Source organism: Rhodococcus rhodochrous, assembly GCF_900187265.1.
Classification (GTDB): Bacteria; Actinomycetota; Actinomycetes; order Mycobacteriales; family Mycobacteriaceae; genus Rhodococcus; species Rhodococcus rhodochrous.
In genome coordinates this window covers 4878720-4903505 of sequence record NZ_LT906450.1, presented here as the reverse complement: position 1 = coordinate 4903505, position 24786 = coordinate 4878720, and the positions used below count along the sequence as shown (strand labels likewise).

Below are 24786 nucleotides of genomic sequence, written 5' to 3'. Positions count from 1 at the left end.
AGGTCCTTACGGGTCTGGGGAACTCGGGTCAGGCCTTGACGTACTTCGCGAAGTCGGCGGGACGCTTCTCCGCGAACGCCTTGGCGCCTTCGAGTCCCTCGTCGGACTTGCCGAACAGGTCGAGCGCCGACATCGCGAGGTTGCTCAGGCCGGCCTGGTGGTCGGTGTCGGCGTTGAAGGACTGCTTGAGGAACTTGAGGGCGGTGGGGCTCTTCTCGGCGATCTCGGCGGCGATGGCCTTGGCCTCGTCGAGCAGCTTCTCCTGGGGGACAACCCAGTTGACGAGTCCCCAGCGCTCGGCGGTGGCGGCGTCGTACTGGCGGCACAGGTACCACATCTCGCGGGCGCGCTTCTCGCCGACGACGCGGGCGAGGAAGGCGGAACCGAAACCGGCGTCGAACGAGCCGACCTTCGGTCCGGCCTGGCCGAACCGGGCGTTCTCCGACGCGATGGAGAGATCGCACAGCACGTGGAGGACGTGTCCGCCGCCGACGGCGACGCCGTTGACGGCGGCGATGACCGGCTTGGGGATGTCGCGGATCAGCTTGTGGAGGTAGCCGATCTCGAACATGCCGCTCTCGGTGGGGCCGTAATCGCCGGTCTCGGCGCGCTGCTTGACGTCGCCGCCGGTGCAGAAGGCCTTCTCGCCGGCGCCGGTGAGGATGATGGCCGAAACGCGGCTGTCGGCCCAGGCCGATCGGAACGCCTTGATCAGTTCCTCGACGGTCTTGCCTCGGAAGGCGTTGTAGCGCTCGGGCCGGTTGATCGTGATGATCCCGGCTCCGCCGTCGATCTCGTAGGTGATGTCTTCGAAGTCGGTCATGGGATCCCCTTCATCGCTGCAGGTAGGAGCCTGATCGAACAATCATTCCCTGCGAGTGAATGACTATTCATTTCTCATGAAGCTACATTCACGAACGGGGTGTGTCAACCGTCACATGGGCCGTTCGGTCGTCCCTGCAGCTCGGGCCGGGTAACACGAGCTCCGAACCGGTCGATGTTCGTCATGAGTTCGATGAGTGTGGCGCGGTCGACGTGTCGGGCAGGGAGTAATCGTGAAACGACATCCGATCGTGTGGATCGCAGCAGGTGTCCTGTTTGCAGCGGGATGTAGTGCTGGTGGGCAAGATGACGCCAACCAATCGATTCCGGGTTCGGCCACTACCTCGGTAGCGACGTCCTCCTCCGCTACCTCCACTACTGCGAGCCCGACGAGTTCGGTCTCCGCGACCAGCGTGACCTCCACGACGTCAGAGGAATCGGCACCGCCTGCCGCGCCGACGGAGTTGCCGGCTCAACCCGTAGTCGAAGAACCGTATGTCGTGGAATGTCTGGAAGGCACGCCGGGACCTGCCCTGTACAGCGACGGGACGTACGTCTTCTCGCAGTGGTGCTTCGATCAACTCGGAGGAGATGAATACCTTCGGGCGGAACGCGAAGCCAACACATTCGAATGTGACGGAACGGTATGCCGAAATCCGTACACCGGCGTGACTTTTCCCGATCGCAACGCTGCTCCGTCAGCTCCCACGGGCACTACCTCCGACCGTGGGTACTCGTGCAATTCCACCGGGTGTTACTGGCCGGACGGAACTCCCGTGATCAACGCCGACCGCTGTGGACTGCGGTGTGATGAACCGCCGACATCTGGTGATATCCAGACCCAGCACGGTTGCGGGGAAGGTTATATCACTGATCCGGATCTGTGCGGCGCGTACGGCTATTGAGCCGTACGCGCACGCACGTTCGGTGATCCGAGGACCGTGGATTAGTCGACGCTCACTCGTAGAGCGAGTTTCTTCCCCGCCAATCGTGGTCGTCATCGGTAGGGGTGCCGAGAAACTCCTCGGGGTGCTGGCCGAAGGAGGAGGTTCCCCATTCGGCGGCCGTCCGATGGGAGAACCGGACGTCACCGATGCTCGACGGGCTTCCGTACGGAATCGCGCCGATTTCTCGAGAACCTGACCTACGCCCGGGTGTCCCCTTCTTCGAGCGAGTTTTCCGTCGACGCGATGTCGATTCGGAGGGTGGGGTCTTCTTGCCGAGATTCACGAGTCGCAACGGCTGCGCGCTGCCGCTGGCAGAAGAGCTGGTGTCGATGTATCGCCCGAGTTCGCGTGCCAGATTGGTGCTGCACTTCGGACAGGGACTCAGATGGCTGCGGTAGGCGTCTGCCGCCATGCACCGGTGGGTAGCGTTCCGATAATCCTTGCAACGTGCCGAGGCGTGATAAATCCCGCTCCCGCGAACGACGAAGACTTGTTGACGTGCGAGCATGACCGCTCTGCGCAGTTCTGTTTCGCTCAGGCGACGTCGTGGAGGTGCGCTTCGGATTTGCTTATGAGTGGCGGACAACCTCGTGCCGGATTTCGAAGCGGCAGGCTGCGCAGCCTGAGGCCTGGGGGCGCCAGCTTGGTTCGTAGCATTGTTTGGCTTGGTGGTGGCAACCTTTGGTGTGGAACTGGGTGGCAGCGTGGGAGCCCTGTGGGGCGTCGCTGCCGATGCCTTCTGGGCCGGATTCTCGACGTCGAGGAGTGCCTGGCTGAATCGACTGCGATATCCATGGGCGAATTCGTTGAAGCTGTCGCCGAGGTTGTGAAACGCCTGAGCCAGGGCGATGCAGTCGGACTTACTCTTCATGGTCTTCGAATGCGACGCGAACACTTCGTGGCTGCCGGGCTGTTGTCCTTCTCCGGAACCGTTCGTCCGTTCGTAGATACGCAGCTCCCAGCCGGACGCAACCGACTTGATGGCGTAGTGATAACTGGGAGTATCGGCAACGAATGCACCCCGCGGTGCGCGAGCTTCGTGGAAGTCCAATCCCGAAGGGGCGGGACGTTCGCCCGTGCGGGGATTGCTCCGAACCTTTTTGGTGCGTTGCTCGGGCAGAGAGGCTTTGCGCGACTTCGAAGTAGAGCGGACTTTGCGTGCCATACGTACTCCTTGGAAGACCCGAAGAGGCGATGCGACTACCGGCCCCTGCCGTTGACAGGCAGGTGTGTATTTCGGCCGAGATTACGCGGTTCTGCGCGGAATGCCAGGGTAGATCTCACTCGTCCACTGCCTATGCTGCTGGGCCCGAGCAACCTTCTCGAGAGGTAGACAACCTGAAGATGAGGCACACAACCCTGCTGGCCGACCATCTGGGTTGTGGGCCACATTTTTCAGTTGTGAACCTCGCTCACGGGAGGGAGGTCATCGCGATTGCGGGGTTTCTTCGCGACGGTCGTCGACGTCAGGAACAGAATCGCCGACGCGATCACTACCAACCACAATCCCCAGCCGATCTGGACGCCGATCGTCTCTCCGAAGAACTCGGCAGTGTGCGACGAGACGTCCATGATGTCGTAGATCGCGATACCGAGGCAGAGCACACTCGCGGCGGGTGCGACCCACCGAATGACGTTCCCGCCGGCCGATCCCCGGGAGAACAGCGTGAACATCGCGACGGCAGACAGTACGCCCAGGATCAAAGTGATCAGCCCGTCCCCCTCGAGGCCGTTCTTGGTGAAGGCCATGAAGCTTGCCCAGGGGCCGATGCTGCCGAGCATGATGCCGACGCTTGCGGCGAGCGACGCGATCAGATGTGCGTTGTAACGCTGGTCGAAATCTCGAGTACTCATTGGGTCTCCTGTTTGCGATTCGTGGAACTTGCTCGGATCAAGCGGTTTCGGGAAGCGGGTTCTTCAGCGAAGCGACGATGTTGTTCGCGATCGTCGACGCCACCTCCGGCGAAACGTTCGCGTCGTGGCAGCGCCTCGCCGCGACCGCCAGCCGATCGGCGACCTCGTTGAGCGGGTGTCCGCTGTGCCCGCGCACCCACGAGAACTCGACGGTGCGACCCTTGATCCGATTCCGGATGCGCTCCACGACGTCCGCGATCTCGGGACGGCCTTCGTAGGTGCCCTCGATGCAGGCGAGGGCAAGCCGGCTATCGGTGAGGATGTGCACCTTGGGGTGCATGAAGCGAGCGACGGCCATGTCGATCGCGAGGAGTTCGCCTTCGAGGATCGAGCGGGCGTCGCAGGCCATCCGCATGTGATGTACACCGGCGTTCGATACGCAGCCGAGTCCGGTGCCGCGACGATTGCGGGCCTTCGATGCGTCGGTCGCGACCACCAGCGGCGGACGGGCCTCGAGTGCCGCCTCGCGGCGTGCTTCGTCCGCTGCGAGCAGGGCCGCGACGTGTGCCCCGATGGTGTCGGATGCGCGAGCGAGAAGCACGCCGAACGGTCCGAACGCCGTGTCGACGAACTGGACGGCCGGGAACGACTCGGCGACGTTCTTCAAGGTGCGGCGCAGCGCACCGTCGGAGATGTGGACCCGGGCGGGGCAGGTCTGAGCCTTGGCGTACAGCGCGTCGAATGCGTCGAGGCCGAGGAGCAGGCGGTCCGTCTCGGAGTCTCCGTCGCGGCTGAGCAGCACGACGTCGTCGTCGGTCGCGATTGCGGCGCAGACCTGCGGGCCGGCATCGCTATGGGTCTGTCTGATGTGAATGGCGGCGAGCATCGGGTCCTCCTCGTTTCGGGGTCGATGTCGATCATGAAATCGGTCGCCCCTTCGGTCGATGAATCGAGTGATAATGGGGGTTATCGGGTCCGCGCGCGGCGGTGTCCCCCGGCTGTCGTAGATTTCGAGACGAATTCGATCGGTCGCGGAGCAGGAAGGGAAGGAGACGAACGCCCATGAGTGACGAACCCACCCTGCTCCTGTCGAAAAGCGACATCGCCGCACTGGCCGGCGTGAAACGACCGGTCGTGACGATGTGGGCGAAGCGCTACAGCAACAGCGACCGCCCCTTCCCGCAGCCGGCGCGCGTCGAAGCACGCCAAGAGAAGTTCGCGGCCCACGACGTAGTGGCCTGGCTCCGCGACCGAGGTCTCGGCAACAACGACAGCCTGGCCGAGGACGTCGCCGTCTACGCAGCGCTCGAACATCCCACCGGCGCCGATCCCGACATCGCGTTCGCCGGGCTCACTGCGTTGCTGTGTCTGAAGGCGCAGATCGGAATGTCGCTGATCGACCTGGACGACGAGGAGATCCTCGACGAGGCCGACGATCTGGACCCCGACGATGTCTATCTGTATCGAGAGCTGTCGGACCTCGGCAAGCATCTCTCGACATATGCGCGTCATGCCGATCGCATGGCCGACGCCGCCTACACCCCGGAACACGCCTTCGAAGCGCTCATCGCGCAGCGGTTCCGGCTCCCGCTACCCGATTGGGCCGACTCCGCCCTCTCTGAGGGCGCTCTGACGTTGTGCACTCGGGTCGCGACGGCGTTGGTCTCCAGCGACCGCGTGACGTTCGTCGATCCCTCCGTCGACGGCAGTGATCTGCTGGTCGCGCTGCGACGCGATCTCTCCGAAGATTCGGAGCCGATCGTCATCACCGGTCGCGCGGATACGACCTCTGCTCGGTTGGCGCGACGACGGCTGGCGATCCACCGCTGGCGTCGGCATCCCAGCCCCGCAGAAGGGTTCGGGGCAGACTTCTCGCTGGACAGGCCGGCACTGTTTCTCACCCAGTATCCGTCGCCGTCCACACTCGGTTACTCGCCTGTGGATGTGCTGTCGGAGATCGACAACATCACCATTCAGATGGGGCCGGAACACACGGCGGTGGTGATCGCACCGGCAAGTGTGCTCGTCGATCCGATCCGTGACCGGGAGGAATTGTCGATCCGTTCGGGGATCCTCCGGTCCGATCGTCTGCGCGCCGCCATCAGGCTCCCCGAGGGGCTGCTGGTGACCAAGCCCGGTATGTCGATGGCGATGTGGGTATTGGGCGCGCCCGATGAGCGGACCGCCCCGGCGGATCGCTGGACGGTTCTCGCCGACGTCGGCCATCGCAGCCTCGATCACGAGACGATCGACGGTGTCATGTCCGATGTGGTTGCTGCGATGGGGGATTGGGAGTCCGTCCGCGCCCACGCATTCGCGTTCGGGGCCGTGCACCGGACATCGGGCCTGCTCGCTGCGGACCGCCTCGGTCTCGTCGTGCCGCGCGACGAGTGGCCAGCCCCTGTCGGCGCAGATGTCGCGAGTCGCGTGATGACACTCATGGATACCGTGAACGAGTACTCGAGGCGCGTCGTCGGCGATCTACAGGTGAAGGTCGCGTACGACGGTCCGGCTGCCACGCCGATGCCGACCGCCGGCGAACTGGTGGCGCGCCAGAAGTTGGCGGTCATCGCCGGGAACCGCGTCGACGATCGCGATATCCGCCCGGACGGAAACGTGCGTGTGATCGGCCCGTCCGAATTGCTGGGCGAGAGGCGACTCGGTGAGCGACGTGTCGACCGCCTGACGCATACCGCCAAGTATTCGAACAGTCGCTACACAGAACCGGGCGACATCGTGTTCTGCACCGCGCCGAGCTTTGGTGTCATGGTCGATCCCGAGGGTGGCTCGCTGGTCCTTGCCCCCGCCCGTGTCTTCCGTATCCGTCGCGGGGAGACCGAGGGCTTGCTGCCGGAGGTGATCGCGCGGCATCTGCGGCAGCGGGCCTCCATCGGGAAACCGGCGGGAGCCGTCCGCGGAGGACGGCGATGGCGCGACTGGACGATCCCGATGCTCGATTCCGAACAGGTGGACGCGATGACCACGGTGCTGCGTGATCTCGACGCGCGTCGTCGTGAGGCGCAGGACCTGCTCGACAGCGTGAACGAACTGACCGACACAATGGTCGACGGCGTGACTCGCGGAGTCCTGTCCGTCACGGCACACAACGGGTCCGTCCCGGAGGAAGGGTGAAGATGCCACCGAGGAAGAGGGCGACGGCCACAGCGCCGTCGACCATGAAGGAACTGAAGGACACACTGTGGAAGGCCGCCGACAAACTGCGCGGTTCCATGGACGCGTCCCAGTACAAGGACGTCATCCTCGGGCTGGTGTTCCTCAAGTACGTGTCGGATGCGTTCGATGAGCGTCGCCAGCAGCTCGAAGCTGAACTGCGCGCCGACGGGCTCGACGATGAGGATGTGGCGTCGCTGATCGACGACCGCGACGAGTACACGGGGTCCACCGTGTTCTGGGTACCGGCGGAGGCGCGCTGGGAGTACCTCGCGCAGAATGCGAAGGGCGTCCAGGAGACGGCGGAGACCGAAGGGCTGACCGTTGGTGAGCTCATTAACCGGGCGATGCTCGCGTTGATGACGGAGAACCCGTCGCTGAAGGGCACATTGCCCACGATCTTCAATGGCGACAACGTCGACCAGCGACGTCTCGGTGAGCTTCTCGACCTGCTCAACGGCACTCGCTTCACCGGTGAGGGCGCGCGTAAGGCGCGAGACCTTCTCGGTGAGGTGTACGAGTACTTCCTGGAGAAATTCGCTCGCGCAGAAGGCAAGCGCGGTGGCGAATTCTACACGCCTGCAGGCGTTGTGCGCGTCCTGGTCGAGGTTCTCGAGCCGTACAGTGGTCGTGTGTACGACCCGGCGTGCGGGTCGGGTGGCATGTTCGTGCAGGCCGAGAAGTTCATCGAACATCACGGCGGCAACCCGACGGACATTTCCGTCTACGGTCAGGAACTCAACGAGCGCACCTGGCGCATGGCGAAGATGAACCTGGCGATTCATGGCATTACCGCGAATCTCGCCGAGCGCTGGGGCGACACCTTCGCGCAGGACCTGCATCCCGATCTGCTTGCCGACTACGTGATGGCCAATCCTCCGTTCAATATCAAGGATTGGTCGCGCCGTGAGGACGACAAGCGCTGGAAGTTCGGCGTTCCGCCCGCCGGCAATGCGAACTATGCGTGGATTCAGCACATCATTTCGAAGCTCGCCGAGCGTGGTTCGGCCGGTGTCGTGATGGCGAACGGTTCGATGTCCTCGAATTCCGGGGGTGAGGGTGAGATCCGTGCGCGGCTGGTCGAGGCCGACCTGGTGTCGTGCATGGTCGCGCTTCCGCCGCAGCTCTTCCGCAGCACGGGTATTCCGGTATGCGTGTGGTTCTTTGCGAAGGACAAGTCTGCCGGCGTGAAGGGTTCGATCGATCGTCGGAGCGAGGTGTTGTTCATCGACGCCCGCAACCTCGGTTACATGGTCGATCGTGCGGAGCGCGCGTTGTCGGATGACGACACAGCGAAGATCGCGAATACGTTCCATGCGTGGCGCGGAACGGAAACGGCGAAGAACGAATACGCCGACGAGCCCGGTTTCTGCTATTCGGCTTCGTTGGCGGAGATCAAGGAAGCCGACTATGCGCTCACGCCTGGCAGATACGTGGGTGCGGCACCGCTAGAGGATGACGGTGAGCCGATCGAAGAGAAGATCGAGCGGTTGACGAAGGAACTGTACGAGCAGTTCGACGAGTCGGCGCGGTTGCAGGCTGTCGTGCGGGAGCAGTTGGGGAGGTTAGGGTGACGCTACGTTTCAAACGATATTCGGTCGAAGAGCTCTGCACGACGATCGCAAGTGGAGGCACGCCAGTTCGGTCACGACCGGAATACTATTTCCCGGCCGACGTTCCGTGGATCAAGACTGGCGACCTAAAGGACTCATACATCGACGAGATTGAAGAGTGTATTTCAACGCTCGGGTTGAAGGAATCTTCAGCGAAGCTGTTCCCTCCCGAAACCGTCGTAGTTGCGATGTACGGGGCAACGGCTGGAAAGCTGGGAATTGTCCGCACGCCAGCTGCAAGTAATCAGGCGGCCTGCGGCTTGATTGCCGATTCGTCGCTCTGTGATTCGCGGTTCTTGTTCTACCTGCTGCTAAATGACCGCCAGCGATTAGAATCTTTGTCTACAGGCGCTGCTCAACAAAATTTGAGTGTCGGAGCAATTCGGAAACTTGAGTATGACCTTCCTGAATTAAGTCAACAACGCGCCATCGCCGAGGTCCTCGGCGCCCTCGACGACAAGATCGCCGCGAATCGAAAGTTAATAGACCAGTTGCGTTCTCTCTCACAGACGCTCTTCAGGCACGTTATGGTGCAAGACTCTGTCGTCGTGAAGTTTGGTGAAGTCGCTGAGTTTCACAATCGGAAGCGGATTCCGTTGTCTGCAATTGAGCGCGAAAGTATGCGCGGTGCCGTTCCCTACTACGGCGCTGCAGGCGTCTTCGGCTACGTGAATCGAGCACTGTTCGATGAAATTGTCGTCTTAATCGGTGAGGACGGGTCAGTAGTCACAGATGACGGGCGGCCCGTGACCCAATATATCTGGGGTCCCGCCTGGGTTAACAACCACGCTCACGTCGTGACCGGAACAAACCTATCGACAGAAATATTACTCCTTGCCATTGAGCGCGCAAATATAGAAATGTTGGTAACCGGTGCTGTGCAACCAAAACTCAGCATGGGGAACCTTAAGAGGCTCGAACTGGCCGTGCCCGGGCCTTCGGAGCGTATTCGGTTGGATGATCGAATCCAACCGATGTTTGCGATGATTCGGTCCTTGTCTGGAGAATCGAGGCACTTGGGAGACCTGCGAGATGCCCTCCTCCCGCGTCTCATGTCAGGCAAGCTTCGCGTCCGCGACGCGGAAGACGTCGTGTCGAACGCGGTCTGAAGCAGTCGAATGCCGGGAGTGCGGAAATTGTTCGACGCCAACGTTGATGACACGGCCGCCGGACAATCGATGTCCCCGGGCGAGAAGCATGAAGGGACGCGGGTTGTGTGTGGTCGCAAGTCGATGACATACAACCTGTAGTCCGTCCAGGTGAGCACTGTCGCCCGCTGACACGTAACGATCGCGTTTCTGATCTCGACTCCACTGATGGAAGCCGACAACCCGCCCACCGGCAGGACTACCCGAAGGAGTGCTATGAGGTCCGTCGACCCCTACCTGCGCGTCCTCGCGGGCATGTTCGCTGGTGTCGTGGTGTGGCTGGCGATCGTCGAGGTGCTTCACGGTGAGTTCGGCCAGGCCGTCTTTTCCCTGTTGATAGCTGCGGGGCTGGCGTATCTCGCCGTCGGCAAGCCCCTGCGCGAGTACCGCCGGCGCGTCCAAGCCGAACAGGCGGCGATCGTCGCGCGTGCCGAGGCCGGCCACCGTGCCTACCTGGCCGGGGACCTGCGTTCCGCGATGGCACCTCCACCTGAACCTCCGAAGCCGCCGCGACTCCGTCGGGGTGTGGTGATCGCTGCAGTCCTCGCCGCCATGTTCGTGCTGTTCGGGATCATCAACGACATCTCCGACGGACTTGAATCGCCCTCCGAAGGGGAAGCCTCAACCACGCCGCAGTCGTCCGGTCACTCGGCGGCTGCGCACTCTGCGACTCAGAGCGGAACAACAGCCGCGACCACCGCTCGGACAGCGAGCCCCGCCGCAGCTCCGAGCCCGAGACCGTCCGTGACCGCCGCGAGCTACGGACGCGCCGCTGTCATGCCCGACGTCGGGTGCATGGATCTTCAAGCAGCACAAGACTTGATCCAATCCGACGGCGTCTTCTACTCGACCAGTGTCGATGCGACAGGTCGGGGCGGGCGCAGGTGTGGGATCGCAATTGGATAGTTGTCGACCAGTCGCCCCGACCGGGGAGCGCCATCGACTCGGGCGACGCCGTTCCCTCTGTCGTGAAGGAAGACGAATTCCATGGTTGCTAGCAAGTCGGCCGACGCTCCGTTCCGCGCGGTACTGGAAGCGTTGACCCCCGACGACTGGGCCGAATTACGTGCGCTGCTCGGAAGAGTCGAAGAGCACGGTGCGCCGTTCGGCCGTTGGGTAGGTAGTGAACTCGGCGCGACCGGCGTGCGCGAGTGTGGATATCCGGAAGAATCTCGAGTCGTCGGTGACACGGTCGAATTCTTGTACGGCCACGACATGGTCGTCCCGTTCGATTGGCCGGGCTGGAAGGGGAAAGCTGCCGTTGAGCGGGGTGATGTCGCTCGGCTTGCTGAAGCTTCAGCGGACGACTGTCTGCGGTATCTCACTGTGATCGTCCGAGCGGAGCGCTTCTCGACCGGAACGCTGCTGTGTCGCTTGCCAGGGTGATGGGACCACCTGATTGCCAGAGGGTAGGGACCACCGTGGCGCGTTATTGAGGATGCGTGTTGTCGGTGTCTTCGTCAACTGTTCCAGGTCGGGTGCGTTGTCGGTAGGACGGCCCTTCGATGATGAGGGTGTGCGCGGTGGAGGTCAGTCGATCGATGGCTGATTGAGCGAGGAGCGTGTCTGCGGTCATGGTCAGCCACTCAGAGGGCTCGCGATTCGAAGTGACTATCGTGGTTTTCTTCCGATGCCGCTCGACTATCAGCTCGTAGAAGTCGCTGGTCTCGGTGGCATCGAGCGACCTGAGCGCGAAGTCGTCGATGATCAGGACGTCGATTGCGGTCAACCGTCGGATCTCGGCATCGACGCTGTTGTCCAGGCGCGCAGCTCGTAGCCGGGTGAAAAGTTTGTCCGATCGCGCGAACAGGACGCTGCGTCGTCGACGGATCGCCATGTGGCCCAATGCTGTTGCCAGATGAGTCTTGCCTACCCCAACGGGTCCCAGGATGATCGCGGACTGGTGCGCATCGAGGAATCTCAGTGAGGTCAGGTCACCGAGCAATGTCCGGTCGTAGCGCAGATCGTCGAGCGCGTTCCATGCATCGAACACCATGGCCGGGTCGAGTCCTGCTTTGGTGGCTCGCAGTGTCGCCGAACGTGATTCGCGTCGATTCACTTCATCGGCAAGCAGCACTTCGAGGAATCCGATGTGGCTGAGTTTGTGTTGCCGAGCCAAGGCTGCGCGTTCGGGAAGGGTGTCGGCGAGCGCGCCGAGTTTGAGGGCTTTGAGCAGTCGGACGAGGTCGGTGCCGACCGGTTCGTTGGGTGTGGTGGTGGCGCGAGTGGTGGTCATGCGTTGTCCTCCAAGGATGTGGCGCTGTCGTCGACAGCGGATAATGATGGGGTTGGTGTGGAACGGAATTCGGCTGGATCGCGGGAGAACCGTGTCGATGCCTGTCCGACTGCTTTCGGTAGATCCGGCGATGTGGATTCGGTGGCACGCTCCAACATGGATGCAATCTTGGTGACCGAGACGACGTCGAGGTCCAACGACAATGAGCAGGCCTGTTCGACCCGCTCAGCGCCGTAACGACGCACCAGTCCTTGAAGTCGGTAGACACTGCGGATCCTCGTCCACGGCAGCGGGTCGTCGAGAATTCGTTCGGCGTAGATACCGATGTTCGCCCCGTGTGCGGTGCACTTACGAATCAGTGAGGTGACATCACGTAGCGCGTAGTCGGACTTGTGCTCGGGCAGGTCAGCGCGGTCGGTACTACGACCGCCGGGACGTTGCCGAGGGTGGATCTTCACCAGGGTGCCGCGGTGATAGAACTTCACCAGTTCGGTGTCCGCACGCACCGACAGTCTCGACCCGATCCACTGCTGCGGCAACGAATACAACGCGCGTCCGACTTCAGCGTGAAAGTCGCGGTGGACCTTCACGTCCTTGAAGATCGGCACGTCGTAGGCCGCAGGCACCGGCAGCAGCACCGGCAGTTCGGAGTCTTCGAACACCTCCAGCGGCCGTGCGCAGGTGGTCTCATGAATACGCAGGCCTGCGGTGCTGCTGCACCAACGGACCACTGCATCCTGCGCTTCGATGAGGCTGGCGAATCGTTCACCTGCCCAGAAGTTGCCGCGCACGTACTGGACAGTGCGTTCGACTTTGGGTTTGTCCTTCGGAGAGCTGACCCGGGCTGGATCGGTGATGAACCCGACGTGGTTGCTGTAGTCGAGCCAGCCATCACTGAAGCGTGGATTGATCGGATCTGACTCGTTGACAACGGGTTTGAGGTTGTCCGGGATCAAGACTGCGAAGACTCCGCCAAAGAACTTCCACGCTGCCTCGCAGCCGGCGAGTACCGCCACCAACGTCTGCGAGTACGTCAGCCATACGAACATGTGCCGGCTGTAGACGGCGGTGAAGATCAGGGCGTGGACCTTGCGGGATCGTCCGTCTTCGGGGTCGGTGAGCATTCCCAGGTAGCCGAAGTCGACTTGGCATTCGATACCTGGGTCGCCGTCGACGACGCGGACAGTAAGGTCTTTGCGGCCGAAACCGCAACGGTCGGTGGCGAACCGGTGCAACGTCCGGTACGGCACTACGCAGCCTTTACGGGCAAGCAGAACTTCGATTTTGGTGATCGTGAGTGGCTTCTGTTCACCGTCCCCGGCCACCCATTTGGTGATCTGCTCTTCATGGGACACGAGTTGTTCCCATGTGGCGCCGTGACCGTGCGGGCGGTCAGGTCGAACGGTATCGACGACGGCCGCGATCAAATCGTCATCGACAGCGGCGGCACTGTCGGTTTTCTCCAGGCCGGCTGCTTGCGCTGCCTCGACGTAACGGCGGACGGTCTTACGGTCCACACCGGCATGCTCGGCGATCTTGCGCAATCCCGGGGCCGGCAGTGCTGCCGTCCCGAGCCACAGTCGCAGTACTTCTCTGATCTCGTTCACGCTGATCTCCCGAAAAGCCATGCTGTCGACCTCCGCGACCTCGTTGAGCTGTCACGGACGATCGAACGAGCAAACGACGAGACCACCGGCAAGGCGCGCCGGTGGTCCCATAACTGGCAATCCAGGTGGTCCCATCACCCTGGCAAAATCAGATCAAACTGGTCCCATGCTCATGGCAGACGACATGCTGGAAGCGTTTGACAGCCAGTTGGTGCAGACGCTGCTGCGGCGGCTGCTCGACGTTACAGGAAACGCACGCTGACGGAAAAGAAAAGCGGGCGCCCTTCGGGTGGCTGCGCATGACCGATCGGAGACCCTACGGGTCCCTGTATTGCCTTCGGCCCCTTCCCCAACGCTGCCCGGTCGCCATACCCCGATAGACCGTCTCGGCCAGCACCTGTAGCCCCACACCGTTTTCGGCGTGTGGCTGATACTGGACCCGGTCGTTCGTGTCGACCCTCACGATCGGGTGCTCCACCACCAGCTGTGGAGACGAAGGATACTGGTGCCCAGTCGGTTTCGAACGCGAGGAATGGCACCCCGGTTCGCAGCGTCGATGCGCTGACGTCGGACTGTGGGAGACGAGCGACGAATGCGTCGATGTGCCTCGGTTACCGGAGCGGCCCTCGTGCACGTCGATGCGCAAGAAACGACTCGAGCCCTCCGGCCACGGTGGCCGAAGGGCGAACAGTCAGAGCGTCAGAGATGAACCTGGTGGCCAGGTGAAGGAGCGGCCGGAACCGGCCGATTGCTGGTGCACGCCTCTGATGGGCGTGTGGATAGAATCCACCCTACGGTGCATGACAGGTCCTCTTCTGTCTTGTGCCCAGACCCCGGAGTGGTGTTGGCGCACCTTCCGGGGTCGACCTGTATTCAGATCGTTGCAGGGATGGTGCCACGCGAGTTGATCAACGTCAAACTCGAACGTACGTTCTGACTGCCCGGGCATGACCGCCGACGGATTTCCGGGGTTACCGTGGATATGTGCCACGGCGTCGAAGACGTGGTGGAACCGGGAAGAAGGTGCCCCGTGCTGCGGTTTTTCCTCATCGGTTTCCTGAGCCTGTTGCTGCTCGTGGTCGGCGTCGTCGCAGCGGTCGGCGGGTGGGGATGGTGGGTGCTGGTGGCCCTGCTGGCCGGGGTGCTCGGAGTTGGAATCTACGACCTCCTCCAGCGTCGGCACGCGGTCTTGCGGAACTATCCCGTGCTCGGACACATGCGCTATCTGCTGGAGAGCGTGCGCCCGGAAATCCAGCAGTACTTCGTCGAACGAAACTTCGACGGGCGTCCCTTCGACAGGGACGTGCGCACGGTCGTCTACGAGCGGGCGAAGGGTATCCACGGTGAGTTGTCGTTCGGCACCGAACGCGACCTCGACGAGATCGGTTACGAATATCTGGTGCATTCGACGATGCCTGTGCCCGCACCGGAGCATCCGCCTCTCGTGAAGGTCGGCGGCCCTGATTGCAAGGTCCCGTACCTGATGTCGATGCTGAACGTGTCGTCGATGAGTTTCGGTGCGTTGTCCGCGAATGCGGTACGCGCGTTGAACCGTGGCGCGGCCCGGGGTGGCTTCGCCCACGACACGGGGGAGGGTGGGCTGACGCCCTACCATCTCGAGGGCGGCGGCGACCTGATCTGGGAAATCGGTTCCGGATATTTCGGTGCCCGTGACGAAAAGGGGCGCTTCGATCCCGAACAGTTCGCGGACAAATCCGCACACGATCAGGTGAAGGCGATCTCTCTCAAGCTCAGTCAGGGGGCCAAACCGGGCGTGGGAGGCGTGCTTCCGGCTGCGAAGGTGAGTGAGGAGATCGCCCGCTATCGAGGGGTGCCGGCCCACGTGAAGTGTGTCAGTCCGGCCGCGCACTCGGCGTTCGCCACACCCCGCGAAATGGTGCGTTTTCTGGCCCTTCTACGTGACCTGTCGGGCGGTAAACCGGTCGGCTTCAAGCTCTGCGTCGGATCGCGGGTGGAGCTGCTGGCCATATGCAAGGCCGTGCTGGTCGAGGGAGTGACGCCGGATTTCATCATCGTGGACGGCGCAGAAGGAGGGACAGCTGCGGCTCCCCTGGAATACGAGGACAATGTGGGGCTGCCGCTCACCGACGGGTTGATGACGGTACACAACGCGCTCGCCGGAACGGGGCTGCGCGACCGCATCAAGATCGGTGCCAGCGGAAAAGTGGCCACCGGCAACGACATTGTGAAACGGCTGATCCAAGGTGCGGATTACACCAATTCGGCGCGAGCGATGATGATGGCGATCGGCTGTATCCAGGCCCAGAGGTGTCATACCAACAAGTGCCCGGTCGGAGTGACGACCCAGGACCCGAAGCGGGCGCGGGCTCTCGACGTGGCGGACAAGGCGTTGCGGGTGGAGCGGTATCACGCGAGCACGGTGGCGCAGGCGGTGCAGATCATGGCGTCGATGGGGGTGAACGATCCGAGTGCATTGACGACGGAGATGCTGCGTAAGCGGGTGGCCACCACGGTCGTACGTTCCTACGCCGAAATCTACGAGTGGCTCCGTCCCGGGGAACTGCTGGCCGAACCGCCGTCGACCTGGGTCCGGGATTGGCGGTACGCGTCGGCCGAGTCGTTCCACCCGAGAGCACCGAGGTAGTTCGGGTATCCACGAAACCGGTCATCAGGAATACCTTCGCCGAGTACGCAGAGAACCAGGGATGGCCGGTGATCGATATCGAAGCTCGCCCGAACGGAGCCGGGGTCGCTGCGGTCCGGGCCGACGGTTCCCAGTGCGTCGCCGAGTCGGCAGACGTGTGAACGCTCTACGGCGCCCCGAACCCGTAGGTGAATTCACCACTGCTCCAGTTCATCGTCGCGTGGTACTTGTAACCGCGCATCCGCCCGCCTCCGACGTCTTCGGTGCCGACGAAACATTCGAATACCGTAGTGGTTTCGTTGAGATTATCCGTGGATCCGCCGTTGACGGGGGAGCACGTCACCGAGAGCACCGGGCCGTCGAACATGCCCTTGTTCACGTGCTCGAGCGCCATCTCTTCGATACTCGACTCGATGTTCGCCACGCTCAACGCGCGGGAAGCGCGTTCCGCTGCGTCAGCGGCCTCCTGCTCGGCGCGTTCCGCTTCGATGCGCTCGGCTTCACGCTTAGCCGCTTCTTCCAGCGCCGATGCCTGAGCGGCGACCTGGGCGTCGTGGTTGATCTTCCACGTCACCGTCCCACCGACAGCTGCGAGTGCCACCACAAGCAGAGTCATTACGACGGCCCGCTTCCGGAACCAACGCGTCGTCTCGGGTGTTTCGTCGGCGTCAGATCCGGGTTCGGGGAAATCGAGCCACGTCGTCCCGTCCCAATATCGCTGCCCGCCCTCGGGGTCCGGATACCAGCCGGCCGGCGCCGGCGACTTGTCGTTCGACATTGCACAGGGTCCTTACTCGGTGAACGTACTTGGGGGAGAACCGGTGCGCCCGACCCCTCCTCGGGCGCACCGGCAGTAGGGGAGGCAGTTACCGCAGAGAGACGGTGACACCGTTCGAGAACATCGAGTCGTGCAGCTCGATCGCCGTCGGAACCGCGTCGACCGGCATGTCGAACACGACCGGCATGGTGACGGTGTTGCCGGGGTTGATCTGGTCCCAGATCGGCACATCCGAGTCGAGGTTCAGAGCGGCCGAGGTGTCGGGCCCGAAGGTGCGCCCCTGCTCGTCGACGAGCTTCTGGTCGCTGGGGCTGAGGCTCTTCGGTTGATCCGAGATGTTGCTGACCGTCATCGTGACGATGACGAACTGCCCCTGAGCCTCCTTCGCGAGGTACGGGTTGTCACCGAGGGCGCTGATACCGGTCTCGACCCCGTTGACGACGAACTCGAACTTGCCATCGCGAACAGGCGTGTTCATCGTCGCGGTTTCCACCTCGACGACGGGCGCCTCTGCCTGGGTAGCCGCCGTCGTGTCCGTCTTCGCGGACGTGGTGGGCTTGTCGTCGTCACCCCCGCCGGACACGGAGGCGATGACGAACACCGCAACGATTCCACCCACGATCCACGGCCACTTCTTGCGCTTCTTCTGCTGGGCGGGTTCGTAGCCGGCGGGCGGGACCGGAGCGCCGGGCTGGTTGGGTATGGTCATGGCAAACCTCTATTCGATGAGTGGAGCGGATTTCAGCGGCCGAGGGTGAGATGCACACCCGAGTCGGCCTCGGCTTCGTCGTACGAGACGGAACCGCGGTGGGAGATCTCGACGTCATAGAACGACACCCCGCGCGGCACGTCGGGGACGGTGAAGAAGAAGGTGCAGAAGTCGCCTTCGCGGACGCTGCCGGTCAGGGACCCCTTGGCGAGCAGCGTCCCGGTTTCGTCGGATACCCGGACCGCAGCGGCGGACGAAATATCGTCGTAGCCACGGTCACCTTCGCATTCGAAACCGGGGGTGCTGCTGTAGGTGGAACCGTCGACCAGGGTGATCGTGCCGTCGATGGTGAAGAGCGGCGGAGCGGAGATCCCAGCGTTGACGAGGAAACCGGTCGCGGTCAACGCGCCGACGACCGTCGCGGTGCACACGCCGACCGAAACGCCCGGCCAGAAGCGGGACGCGGCACGCTCTTCGGACTCGGTCGGCGCAGGAGCGAACTGAGTGGTCACGGCGATCTCCTGATCGTTCGAATTGGACGATTCGATCGTGAGCCGTGCCCGCTGCGCAGCAGATTTTCCGCTTGATAACCCCCTTTATCGATTTGGTGTCTCGCTACCTGGTTGATCAGCTTCTAAGTTGTGTGCATGGCAGATGTACTGGACTTCCCGGGTCGACTCACCGAATCCGTCTGGGAACAGATGGCGCTCGAGACCCTCGGCGAACTCGGATGGCGTCACATCCCGGGCAGCGAGATCGCTCCCGGCACGGGTGAACGCGCTACCTGGGACGAACTGCTCGTGCCGGCGCGCCTGCGGTCTGCCATAGCCACCCTCAACCCCGCTCTGCCTCCGAGCGCAGTGGACGACGCCGTGACCGTTGTCGCCACGGCCGGTTCGAGCGACGCCATCACCGAGAACCGGCAGATCCACCAGTACCTCACCGAAGGTCTGCGGAAGGTCTCGTACGCGGACGACAACGGGGTCCAGGTGACTCCCACCATCCGTCTGGTGTCCATCGACCCCGACGCCAACGATTGGTTCGTCGCCAGCCAGGTGACCGTGATCCGTGGAGACCACGAACGACGTTTCGACCTCGTCCTGTATCTGAACGGCATGCCGATCGCTGTCGTGGAGTTGAAGAATGCCGGCAATCCGTATGCCGGATTGACGGATGCACACGCGCAGCTGCGGACCTACCTCCGCGAATTTCCGCTCGCCTTCCGGTTCGCTGTGCTCAGCCTCGTTTCGGACGGGGTCGGCGCCGCCTACGGAACGCCGTTCACCCCCTTCGAGCACTTCTCGCCGTGGAATGTCGACGACGACGGTCAACCGGTGGAACCCACCGGCGACCATAATCAACTCGACATCGCGCTCTACGGGCTGTTCAACCAGGAGCGATTCCTCCAGTTGCTCCGCAACTACACGGCGTTCGACGAGAGCGAGAACGGACTCGTCAAGCGAATCGCCAAGCCCCATCAGTATTTCGCAGTGTCCAAGGCCGTGGGATCGACGGTGGAAGCTGTCGCCTCGGAGGGCAAGGCCGGAGTGGTCTGGCATACACAGGGTTCCGGCAAGTCCATGGAGATGGAGCTCTACGCCAATCAGGTGATCCGCCATTCCAGGCTCGCCAACCCCACGATCGTGGTGATCACCGACCGTAACGAACTCGACGGCCAGCTCTACGAGACCTTCGCACGATCGCAGCTTCTTCCGGAACGACCCAAGCAGATTCGACGCCGCGAAGAGCTTCGTCAGGAACTGTCCGGACGCACAACCGGCGGTATCTACTTCACCACATTGCAGAAGTTCGGCAAAAGTCGTGAAGAGCGGGAAGCCGGCCTCAGCCACCCGCAATTGTCGGCGCGACGCAACATCATCGTCATCGTCGACGAAGCGCATCGTAGTCACTACGACAATCTCGACGGCTACGCCCGGCACCTGCGCGACGCGCTTCCGCACGCAACGCTCATCGCGTTCACCGGAACCCCGATCTCGTTCGAAGACCGCAATACGCGGGCTGTCTTCGGTGACTACATCGACATCTACGACCTCACCCGAGCGGTCGAGGACGGCGCAACCGTGCCGGTCCATTTCGAAAGCCGACTCGTGAAGGTTTCCTTCGGTGAGGAAGTGTCCGAAGAGCAGATCGATTCGTCCGCAGACGAGGTGACCGCGGGCCTCGACGACACCGAGCGCGCCCGCATCGAGAAGTCGGTCGCCGTCATCAATGCCGTCTACGGTGCGCCGGCCCGATTGAAGCTGCTCGCGGAAGACCTTGTCACCCACTGGGAGAACCGACGCAGCCAGATGGCGAAGTTCGTCGGATCGGACGACAACCCGACCGCACCTGGCAAAGCCCTCATCGTCTGCGCGACCCGAGAGATCTGCGCAAATCTCTACCAGCTCATCGTCGATCTGCGTCCCGGTTGGCACGCGGACGATCTGTCCTCTGGACGTATCAAAGTGGTGTATTCCGGCGACGCTACCGACCAGCCGCCGATCAGCGACCATGTCCGTCGTGATTCCGAGAACGCCGCGATCAAGAAGCGACTCAAGGACATCGATGACGAGCTCGAACTCGTCATCGTGAAGGACATGATGCTCACCGGGTTCGACGCCCCGCCGCTGCACACGCTCTACCTCGACCGTCCCCTCAAGGGGGCGTTGTTGATGCAGACTCTTGCACGGGTGAACCGCACCTTCCGCGGTAAGCAGGACGGATTGCTGGTGGCGTACGCACCGGTCGCCGACAACCTCGCCGAAGCGCTGGCCGAGTACACAGCGTCCGACCGGAACACCAAGCCCCTCGGACGTCCGGTCGGCGAAGCCGTCGATGCCGTGAAGAACTGCATGACGATCCTCGACAATATGCTCCACGGATTCGATTGGCGCGAACATCGCAACGCGCCGGGACCGCGGGCATGGCTCGACACCGTTATCGCCACCGTTGCATTCCTCCGCGACGATCAGAACCCGGGAAACAAGGTCGGTGAAGGCGAGAAGACGCTCGCCACCCGATACCGCGAGTATTCGTCCCAACTGTCCCGGGTCTGGGCGATCTGCAGCACCCACGAAGACGTCCAGCCGCTCGCTCGCGACGCTCGCTTCTTCGAAGAGGTGCGCGTGCAGATGGCCAAGCGTGACGCGGAGGAACGGCGTGCGAACGGCGTCGCCGTGCCCGACGACGTCAAGCGTGCGCTCCGGGCCTTGATGGCGGCATCCGTCGAGTCGGAGGAAGTGCTCGACATCTACGACGCTGCCGGGATGCCCAAGCCCTCGCTCGCAGACTTGAACGGTGATTTCCTCGAACGCACCGTGCAGGCGAAGCATCCGTCGTTGGCGATCGAAGCGTTGCGCAACCTCGTCGCCTCCGAGTCGCGAAAGGTTTCGCGTCACAATCTGGTCCGGCAGCGAGCGTTCTCGCAGAAGCTCCGTGAGCTCATGAACAAGTACACCAACAGTCAGTTGACCTCGGCGGAGATCATCGCCGCGTTGGTGGAGCTCGCCAAGGAAGTGCAGGACGAAGCGAAACGAGGACAACGTTTCGATCCGCCGCTCGGTGATCACGAGCTGTCGCTGTACGACGCGATCGCGCAGAGCGAGGCGGCCCTCCTCGAAATGGGGGAGGACGTGCTCGCCCAGATCGCGCGCGAGCTGATCGGGATCATGCAACGCGACGTCAAGACGGACTGGAGCGTGCGTGAAGACGTCAAGGCGAAGCTGCGGTCGCAGGTCAAACGGCTGTTGGCGCGCTACAAGTACCCGCCGGACCGGCGTACCAGCGCTACCAAGCTCGTTATCGAGCAGATGGAGGCCATCGCACCCACCATGGCCGCATGACCTCCATCAACGGCCTCCCGTAACGACGAGGGGTGACGCTCCGACACCAGTTCAGGAGGGCATTCAGCACGTGTGCGGTCGGGAAAGCAGCGGCGCACGGAGCCTGGTGTCGGGTTGAAGGAGAAACATGAAGTTCGTCGTCCCCTACCTGCGCGTCGTAGCGGGGATGTTCGCCGCCATCACGCTGTGGCTGGCGATCGTGGAAGTAGTCAACGGCAACGGGGCCGACGCGATCCTGTTCGTGGCATTCGCGGCCGGCCTGGGATATCTCGCGATCGGCAAGCCGCTGCGCGATCGGCGGAAGCGCATCAAGGCCGAGCATGACGCGATCGCCGCACGCGCCGAAGCCGGCCACCGCGCGTTCCTCGCGGGGGATGTGCGGGCGGCGATGGCGCCGCCGCCCGAGCCGCCGAAGCCTCCGAGGATCCGCCGCGGGGTGGTCATCGCCGCTGCCGTCGCCGGACTGATCGTCCTCATGGGAATCATCGGTGACATCTCGGACGGGCTGGACTCGCCGACGAAGGACGACGCGAGTACGACTCCTCGCGCTGCCGCACCGACGACCACCACGTCGTACACGACGTCGGCTGCCACCACGGCGCGGACAGTCGCTCCGGAAACCACTCCCGCAACGAGGATCTCCACCACGCAGGTCGGGGCTGTCGCGTCCACTGCGGTGATGCCGAACGTCGTGTGCATGGATCTTCAAGCGGCACAAGACACCATCCAGGCCGCGGGCGTGTTCTATTCCACGAGCGTCGACGCGACCGGTCAGGGACGCGCGCAGGTATGGGACAGGAACTGGGTCGTCGTCGACCAGACTCCCTCGGTGGGAGCATCGATCGGTGAAGGCGACCCAGTGCTGTCGGTTCTGAAAGAGGGCGAATTCAGCGGGTGTTAGGCCATCGGCTGCTCCGTGCGGGAGAGATCCTCGGTGGTGGCGGTGTTCGACGGATGCCGGCCACCCTTGAGGAACCCCATCGTTCCCGGCCGTAGGGCCTCGACCCGCAGGCCCGCCATCGCGGCCTTCAGTCCGAGATCCTTGATCGTCGAGGCGATTCGGCCGGAGTATGCCTGTTCCTTCGGGGTGTCGTCCCGCTCGTGGAACTGGACGACGCCGACGTGCCGGCCCAGGCTCACACCGACACCGTTGAACCCGAAATCGAGGTTCGCAGGCTCTTCACCGGCGATTCGGCTGAGAACCGTGCCGGCCGCAGCCAGGCCGGTGGGCAGGGCGGATTGGCATGCCATCCGCACCGGCTCCCCCGAGGGTGCCGCGCAGTCACCGGCGGCGATCACGCGGTCGTCGTCGATGCTGGTCATCGTTTCGTCGGTGAGGATCCGGCCGAGTTCATCCGTCCTGAAGCCGCTGGAGCGGGCCAGTTCGGGAACGCCGAATCCGGCGGTCCAGACGGTGATCGCACTCTCGAGGACGGTGTCGTCGTCGAGCGTGAAGCCGTCGGGTCCGACGCGGGTGACGCGCGCGTTCTCGATGATCTCGACCTGCAGGTCCGCGAGCCGTTCGTAGGTTGCGGCACGGGCCTTCTCGGACAGCATCGGACCGATGGCACCGCTGCACACGAGGCGCACGCGACGTCCCTGTTCGGCCAGCTCGCCGGCTGTTTCGAGCCCGGTGAGCCCGGCACCGACGACCGTGACGACAGCATCGGGTTCGAGGCTGCTCAGCGCGTACTGCAGGCGTTCGGCATGCTCGAATTCGGCCACCGGGAACGCGAATTCCTCGACGCCGGGAACGGTGGACCGTCTCGTGGCGGTACTTCCGACGGCGTAGACGAGGTAGTCGTAGTCGACCGTCCCGCCGGATGCGAGATGGACGGTGCGCGTGCCGGGTTCGATGCGGATCACGGTATCGACCAGAAGGTCGACTCCTTTCGCCAGAAGTTTGCGGTAGTCGCCGGACGCATGGTGGTTGCCGACCGCGAACTGGTGCAACCGGGTTCGCTGGACGAAGTGCGGCCGGGGATTGATGACGGTGACCGCAGCCTTCCTGCTCATGCGGTTGGCAGCGACCGTTCCGGCATATCCACCGCCGATGACGACGACACGGGGGCGTGTGTTGAACATGGCTTCTCCGATCCGTTCGTTGGCTCCGTCGGGAGCCCTCGTCATGTAGGACCGGACAGCCTTGTCGTTTGTGACATGCCGCGCCGAACAATCGGCAGAATTCAAGGGCGTTGCAGGTCACGCAGTTGCTGGACAAGGGCGCGCACGTCGGCGACTCGTCCCAGGTGCGCGAGCTTCTCCGGGTTGGTGAGGACCCGGATCGCACCGATCTTCCCGTCCGTCACGTCGAACGTCATGACCTGCACGATGGCACCCTCGGCGTCCCGCACGATCAGGCCGGGAAGCCTGTTGATCTCGTGGGACTCGAGCACCATGCCGAGCTGAGCCATGGGCGAGACGAACGAGGCGAGCAACCGCCGCACCTTCTCGTCGCCGACCACGATCTTCCGTACGGCAGGTGTCTTGCCGCCGCTGTCGGCGACGAGCTGTACATCGGCGGCCAGCAGGTCGCGCAGGGCGTCGACGTCGCCGTCCTGGAAGGCCGTGAGGAATCGAGCGGTGAGCTGTTCGTGCGCCTGCGGATCGGTGTCGAACCGCGCCGAACCTTGATCGACGTGGCGCCGTGCCCGCACCGCGAGCTGCCGGCACGCCGCTTCGGAGCGGTCGACGATCTCGGCGATCTCGGAGAAGCCGAATCCGAATGCCTCGCGCAACACGAAGACGGCGCGTTCGAGCGGACTGAGACGTTCGAGCAGCACGAGCGCCGCCGTCGAGATCGATTCGCGCAGTTCGGCCGAGCGCGCCGGATCGTCGTAGGGCTCCTCGAGTATCGGTTCCGGCAGCCACTCGCCCATATATCGTTCGCGCCGCGCCCGCGCCGATTCGAGCATGTTGATCGATACCCGGGTGACGACGGTGGACAGGAATGCTCGGGCCGAATCCGGTTCGACGCCGGAGGTTTCGTATCGCACCCAGGTCTCCTGGACCGCGTCCTCGGCTTCGGTCACGCTCCCGAGGATGCGGTAGGCGATGGCGAACAACAGTGGACGCAGGTTCTCGAACTCTTCGACGCCGGTCACGTCGGCCCCTCCCGTAGACCCGTGCTCCGATCACAGCACTCCACCCGGGGTTCGCGCAACGAGGATGAATTCGATCAGGTACGAAGCGGGCGCCCTGCGGGCGGCTGCCTCGACCGATCGGAGACCCTTCGGGTCCCTGAGTCGTCGTCCCCTTCCCCAAGGCTGCCCGGTCGCCATGCCCCGATAGACCGTCTCGGCCAGCACGGATAGCCCCACGTCGCGAAGGACGTGCGGCTCGCACTGGACCCGGTCGTTCGTGTCGACCCGCACGATCGGGTGCTCCACCACCAGCTGTGGAGACGAGGAATACTGGTGCCCAGTCGGTTTCG

The 24786-nt window shown here is 63.3% G+C and carries 19 protein-coding genes; 8 read left to right on the top strand and 11 right to left on the bottom strand.

The genetic code is table 11. From position 1 onward, the window contains the following. Window positions 1-28: 28 nt before the first annotated feature. The 4 genes from CKW34_RS22430 to CKW34_RS22415 all read right to left on the bottom strand — a co-directional run bounded on the left by CKW34_RS22430 (window position 29) and on the right by CKW34_RS22415 (window position 4509). The gene (locus CKW34_RS22430) at window positions 29-823 is read right to left on the bottom strand and encodes an enoyl-CoA hydratase-related protein (RefSeq protein ID WP_059382756.1); all 795 of its coding nucleotides are present in this window, start codon (window positions 821-823) and stop codon (window positions 29-31) included. A 956-nt stretch (window positions 824-1779) separates the two neighbouring features. Then, on the bottom strand, window positions 1780-2934 hold the full coding sequence (locus tag CKW34_RS24395) for a hypothetical protein (protein ID WP_155418948.1): 1155 nt from the start codon (window positions 2932-2934) through the stop codon (window positions 1780-1782). A gap of 230 nt (window positions 2935-3164) precedes the next feature. After that, window positions 3165-3623 carry a hypothetical protein gene (locus tag CKW34_RS22420; RefSeq protein ID WP_059382757.1) on the bottom strand — a complete coding sequence of 153 codons (459 nt, stop codon included), beginning with the start codon at window positions 3621-3623 and terminating at the stop codon, window positions 3165-3167. A 37-nt stretch (window positions 3624-3660) separates the two neighbouring features. After that, window positions 3661-4509 carry a ribonuclease H family protein gene (locus CKW34_RS22415; protein WP_059382758.1) on the bottom strand — a complete coding sequence of 283 codons (849 nt, stop codon included), beginning with the start codon at window positions 4507-4509 and terminating at the stop codon, window positions 3661-3663. A 176-nt stretch (window positions 4510-4685) separates the two neighbouring features. Between CKW34_RS22415 and CKW34_RS22410 the strand changes: the two genes are divergently transcribed. From CKW34_RS22410 to CKW34_RS24390, 5 genes are all read left to right on the top strand, one after another. Next, window positions 4686-6755, top strand: a complete 2070-nt coding sequence (locus CKW34_RS22410; RefSeq protein ID WP_059382759.1) for a hypothetical protein — start codon at window positions 4686-4688, stop codon at window positions 6753-6755. Between the two features lie 2 nt (window positions 6756-6757). Then, window positions 6758-8368, top strand: coding sequence for a class I SAM-dependent DNA methyltransferase (locus CKW34_RS22405; protein ID WP_059382799.1), 1611 nt, complete (start codon window positions 6758-6760; stop codon window positions 8366-8368). Then, complete coding sequence (locus tag CKW34_RS22400) at window positions 8365-9516, top strand: restriction endonuclease subunit S (RefSeq protein WP_080968279.1); 1152 nt, start codon at window positions 8365-8367, stop codon at window positions 9514-9516. The genes CKW34_RS22405 and CKW34_RS22400 overlap by 4 nt, the downstream gene beginning before the upstream one ends. 255 nt (window positions 9517-9771) lie before the next feature. After that, window positions 9772-10461 carry a hypothetical protein gene (locus CKW34_RS22395; RefSeq protein ID WP_231921771.1) on the top strand — a complete coding sequence of 230 codons (690 nt, stop codon included), beginning with the start codon at window positions 9772-9774 and terminating at the stop codon, window positions 10459-10461. 81 nt (window positions 10462-10542) lie between these two features. Next, window positions 10543-10941, top strand: a complete 399-nt coding sequence (locus tag CKW34_RS24390; protein WP_155418949.1) for a DUF6508 domain-containing protein — start codon at window positions 10543-10545, stop codon at window positions 10939-10941. Between the two features lie 43 nt (window positions 10942-10984). Here CKW34_RS24390 and istB read toward each other — a convergent pair whose 3' ends face one another. Both istB and istA read right to left on the bottom strand, forming a co-directional pair. After that, window positions 10985-11791 carry an IS21-like element helper ATPase IstB gene (istB, locus tag CKW34_RS22390; RefSeq protein WP_059382760.1) on the bottom strand — a complete coding sequence of 269 codons (807 nt, stop codon included), beginning with the start codon at window positions 11789-11791 and terminating at the stop codon, window positions 10985-10987. Beyond that, a complete protein-coding gene (istA, locus tag CKW34_RS22385) occupies window positions 11788-13419 on the bottom strand; it encodes an IS21 family transposase (protein WP_059382761.1) in 1632 nt (543 codons plus the stop codon). Before istA ends, istB begins: the two co-directional genes overlap by 4 nt. Window positions 13420-14380: 961 nt before the next feature. Here istA and CKW34_RS22380 point away from each other — a divergent pair. Beyond that, the gene (locus CKW34_RS22380) at window positions 14381-16024 is read left to right on the top strand and encodes an FMN-binding glutamate synthase family protein (protein WP_080968280.1); all 1644 of its coding nucleotides are present in this window, start codon (window positions 14381-14383) and stop codon (window positions 16022-16024) included. Window positions 16025-16190: 166 nt separating this feature from the next. Here CKW34_RS22380 and CKW34_RS22375 read toward each other — a convergent pair whose 3' ends face one another. The 3 genes from CKW34_RS22375 to CKW34_RS22365 all read right to left on the bottom strand — a co-directional run bounded on the left by CKW34_RS22375 (window position 16191) and on the right by CKW34_RS22365 (window position 18023). After that, the gene (locus CKW34_RS22375) at window positions 16191-16802 is read right to left on the bottom strand and encodes a DUF2510 domain-containing protein (RefSeq protein ID WP_059382763.1); all 612 of its coding nucleotides are present in this window, start codon (window positions 16800-16802) and stop codon (window positions 16191-16193) included. An 88-nt stretch (window positions 16803-16890) separates the two neighbouring features. Further along, a complete protein-coding gene (locus tag CKW34_RS22370) occupies window positions 16891-17511 on the bottom strand; it encodes a DUF4352 domain-containing protein (protein WP_059382764.1) in 621 nt (206 codons plus the stop codon). Between the two features lie 32 nt (window positions 17512-17543). Continuing rightward, a complete protein-coding gene (locus CKW34_RS22365) occupies window positions 17544-18023 on the bottom strand; it encodes a hypothetical protein (RefSeq protein WP_059382765.1) in 480 nt (159 codons plus the stop codon). Between the two features lie 135 nt (window positions 18024-18158). Between CKW34_RS22365 and CKW34_RS22360 the strand changes: the two genes are divergently transcribed. Both CKW34_RS22360 and CKW34_RS22355 read left to right on the top strand, forming a co-directional pair. Next, window positions 18159-21353: a type I restriction endonuclease subunit R gene (locus CKW34_RS22360; RefSeq protein WP_059382766.1), complete on the top strand. Its 3195-nt coding sequence runs from the start codon at window positions 18159-18161 to the stop codon at window positions 21351-21353. Between the two features lie 127 nt (window positions 21354-21480). After that, window positions 21481-22254, top strand: a complete 774-nt coding sequence (locus tag CKW34_RS22355; RefSeq protein WP_059382767.1) for a PASTA domain-containing protein — start codon at window positions 21481-21483, stop codon at window positions 22252-22254. Here CKW34_RS22355 and CKW34_RS22350 read toward each other — a convergent pair. Together CKW34_RS22350 and CKW34_RS22345 are read right to left on the bottom strand one after the other, a co-directional pair. Continuing rightward, window positions 22251-23438: an NAD(P)/FAD-dependent oxidoreductase gene (locus tag CKW34_RS22350; protein WP_059382800.1), complete on the bottom strand. Its 1188-nt coding sequence runs from the start codon at window positions 23436-23438 to the stop codon at window positions 22251-22253. The genes CKW34_RS22355 and CKW34_RS22350 overlap by 4 nt on opposite strands. 101 nt (window positions 23439-23539) lie before the next feature. Further along, a complete protein-coding gene (locus tag CKW34_RS22345; RefSeq protein WP_054717896.1) occupies window positions 23540-24457 on the bottom strand; it encodes an RNA polymerase sigma-70 factor in 918 nt (305 codons plus the stop codon). Between the last annotated feature and the right edge of the window lie 329 nt (window positions 24458-24786).

What these genes read in the sequence shown, in the direction of transcription:
- CKW34_RS22430 (WP_059382756.1), bottom strand. Translation starts at nt 823, where the DNA reads ATGACCGACTTCGAAGACATCACCTACGAGATCGACGGCGGAGCCGGG.
- CKW34_RS24395 (WP_155418948.1), bottom strand. Translation starts at nt 2,934, where the DNA reads ATGGCACGCAAAGTCCGCTCTACTTCGAAGTCGCGCAAAGCCTCTCTG.
- CKW34_RS22420 (WP_059382757.1), bottom strand. Translation starts at nt 3,623, where the DNA reads ATGAGTACTCGAGATTTCGACCAGCGTTACAACGCACATCTGATCGCG.
- CKW34_RS22415 (WP_059382758.1), bottom strand. Translation starts at nt 4,509, where the DNA reads ATGCTCGCCGCCATTCACATCAGACAGACCCATAGCGATGCCGGCCCG.
- CKW34_RS22410 (WP_059382759.1), top strand. Translation starts at nt 4,686, where the DNA reads ATGAGTGACGAACCCACCCTGCTCCTGTCGAAAAGCGACATCGCCGCA.
- CKW34_RS22405 (WP_059382799.1), top strand. Translation starts at nt 6,758, where the DNA reads ATGCCACCGAGGAAGAGGGCGACGGCCACAGCGCCGTCGACCATGAAG.
- CKW34_RS22395 (WP_231921771.1), top strand. Translation starts at nt 9,772, where the DNA reads ATGAGGTCCGTCGACCCCTACCTGCGCGTCCTCGCGGGCATGTTCGCT.
- CKW34_RS24390 (WP_155418949.1), top strand. Translation starts at nt 10,543, where the DNA reads ATGGTTGCTAGCAAGTCGGCCGACGCTCCGTTCCGCGCGGTACTGGAA.
- istB (WP_059382760.1), bottom strand. Translation starts at nt 11,791, where the DNA reads ATGACCACCACTCGCGCCACCACCACACCCAACGAACCGGTCGGCACC.
- istA (WP_059382761.1), bottom strand. Translation starts at nt 13,419, where the DNA reads ATGGCTTTTCGGGAGATCAGCGTGAACGAGATCAGAGAAGTACTGCGA.
- CKW34_RS22380 (WP_080968280.1), top strand. Translation starts at nt 14,381, where the DNA reads ATGTGCCACGGCGTCGAAGACGTGGTGGAACCGGGAAGAAGGTGCCCC.
- CKW34_RS22375 (WP_059382763.1), bottom strand. Translation starts at nt 16,802, where the DNA reads ATGTCGAACGACAAGTCGCCGGCGCCGGCCGGCTGGTATCCGGACCCC.
- CKW34_RS22370 (WP_059382764.1), bottom strand. Translation starts at nt 17,511, where the DNA reads ATGACCATACCCAACCAGCCCGGCGCTCCGGTCCCGCCCGCCGGCTAC.
- CKW34_RS22360 (WP_059382766.1), top strand. Translation starts at nt 18,159, where the DNA reads ATGGCAGATGTACTGGACTTCCCGGGTCGACTCACCGAATCCGTCTGG.
- CKW34_RS22355 (WP_059382767.1), top strand. Translation starts at nt 21,481, where the DNA reads ATGAAGTTCGTCGTCCCCTACCTGCGCGTCGTAGCGGGGATGTTCGCC.
- CKW34_RS22350 (WP_059382800.1), bottom strand. Translation starts at nt 23,438, where the DNA reads ATGTTCAACACACGCCCCCGTGTCGTCGTCATCGGCGGTGGATATGCC.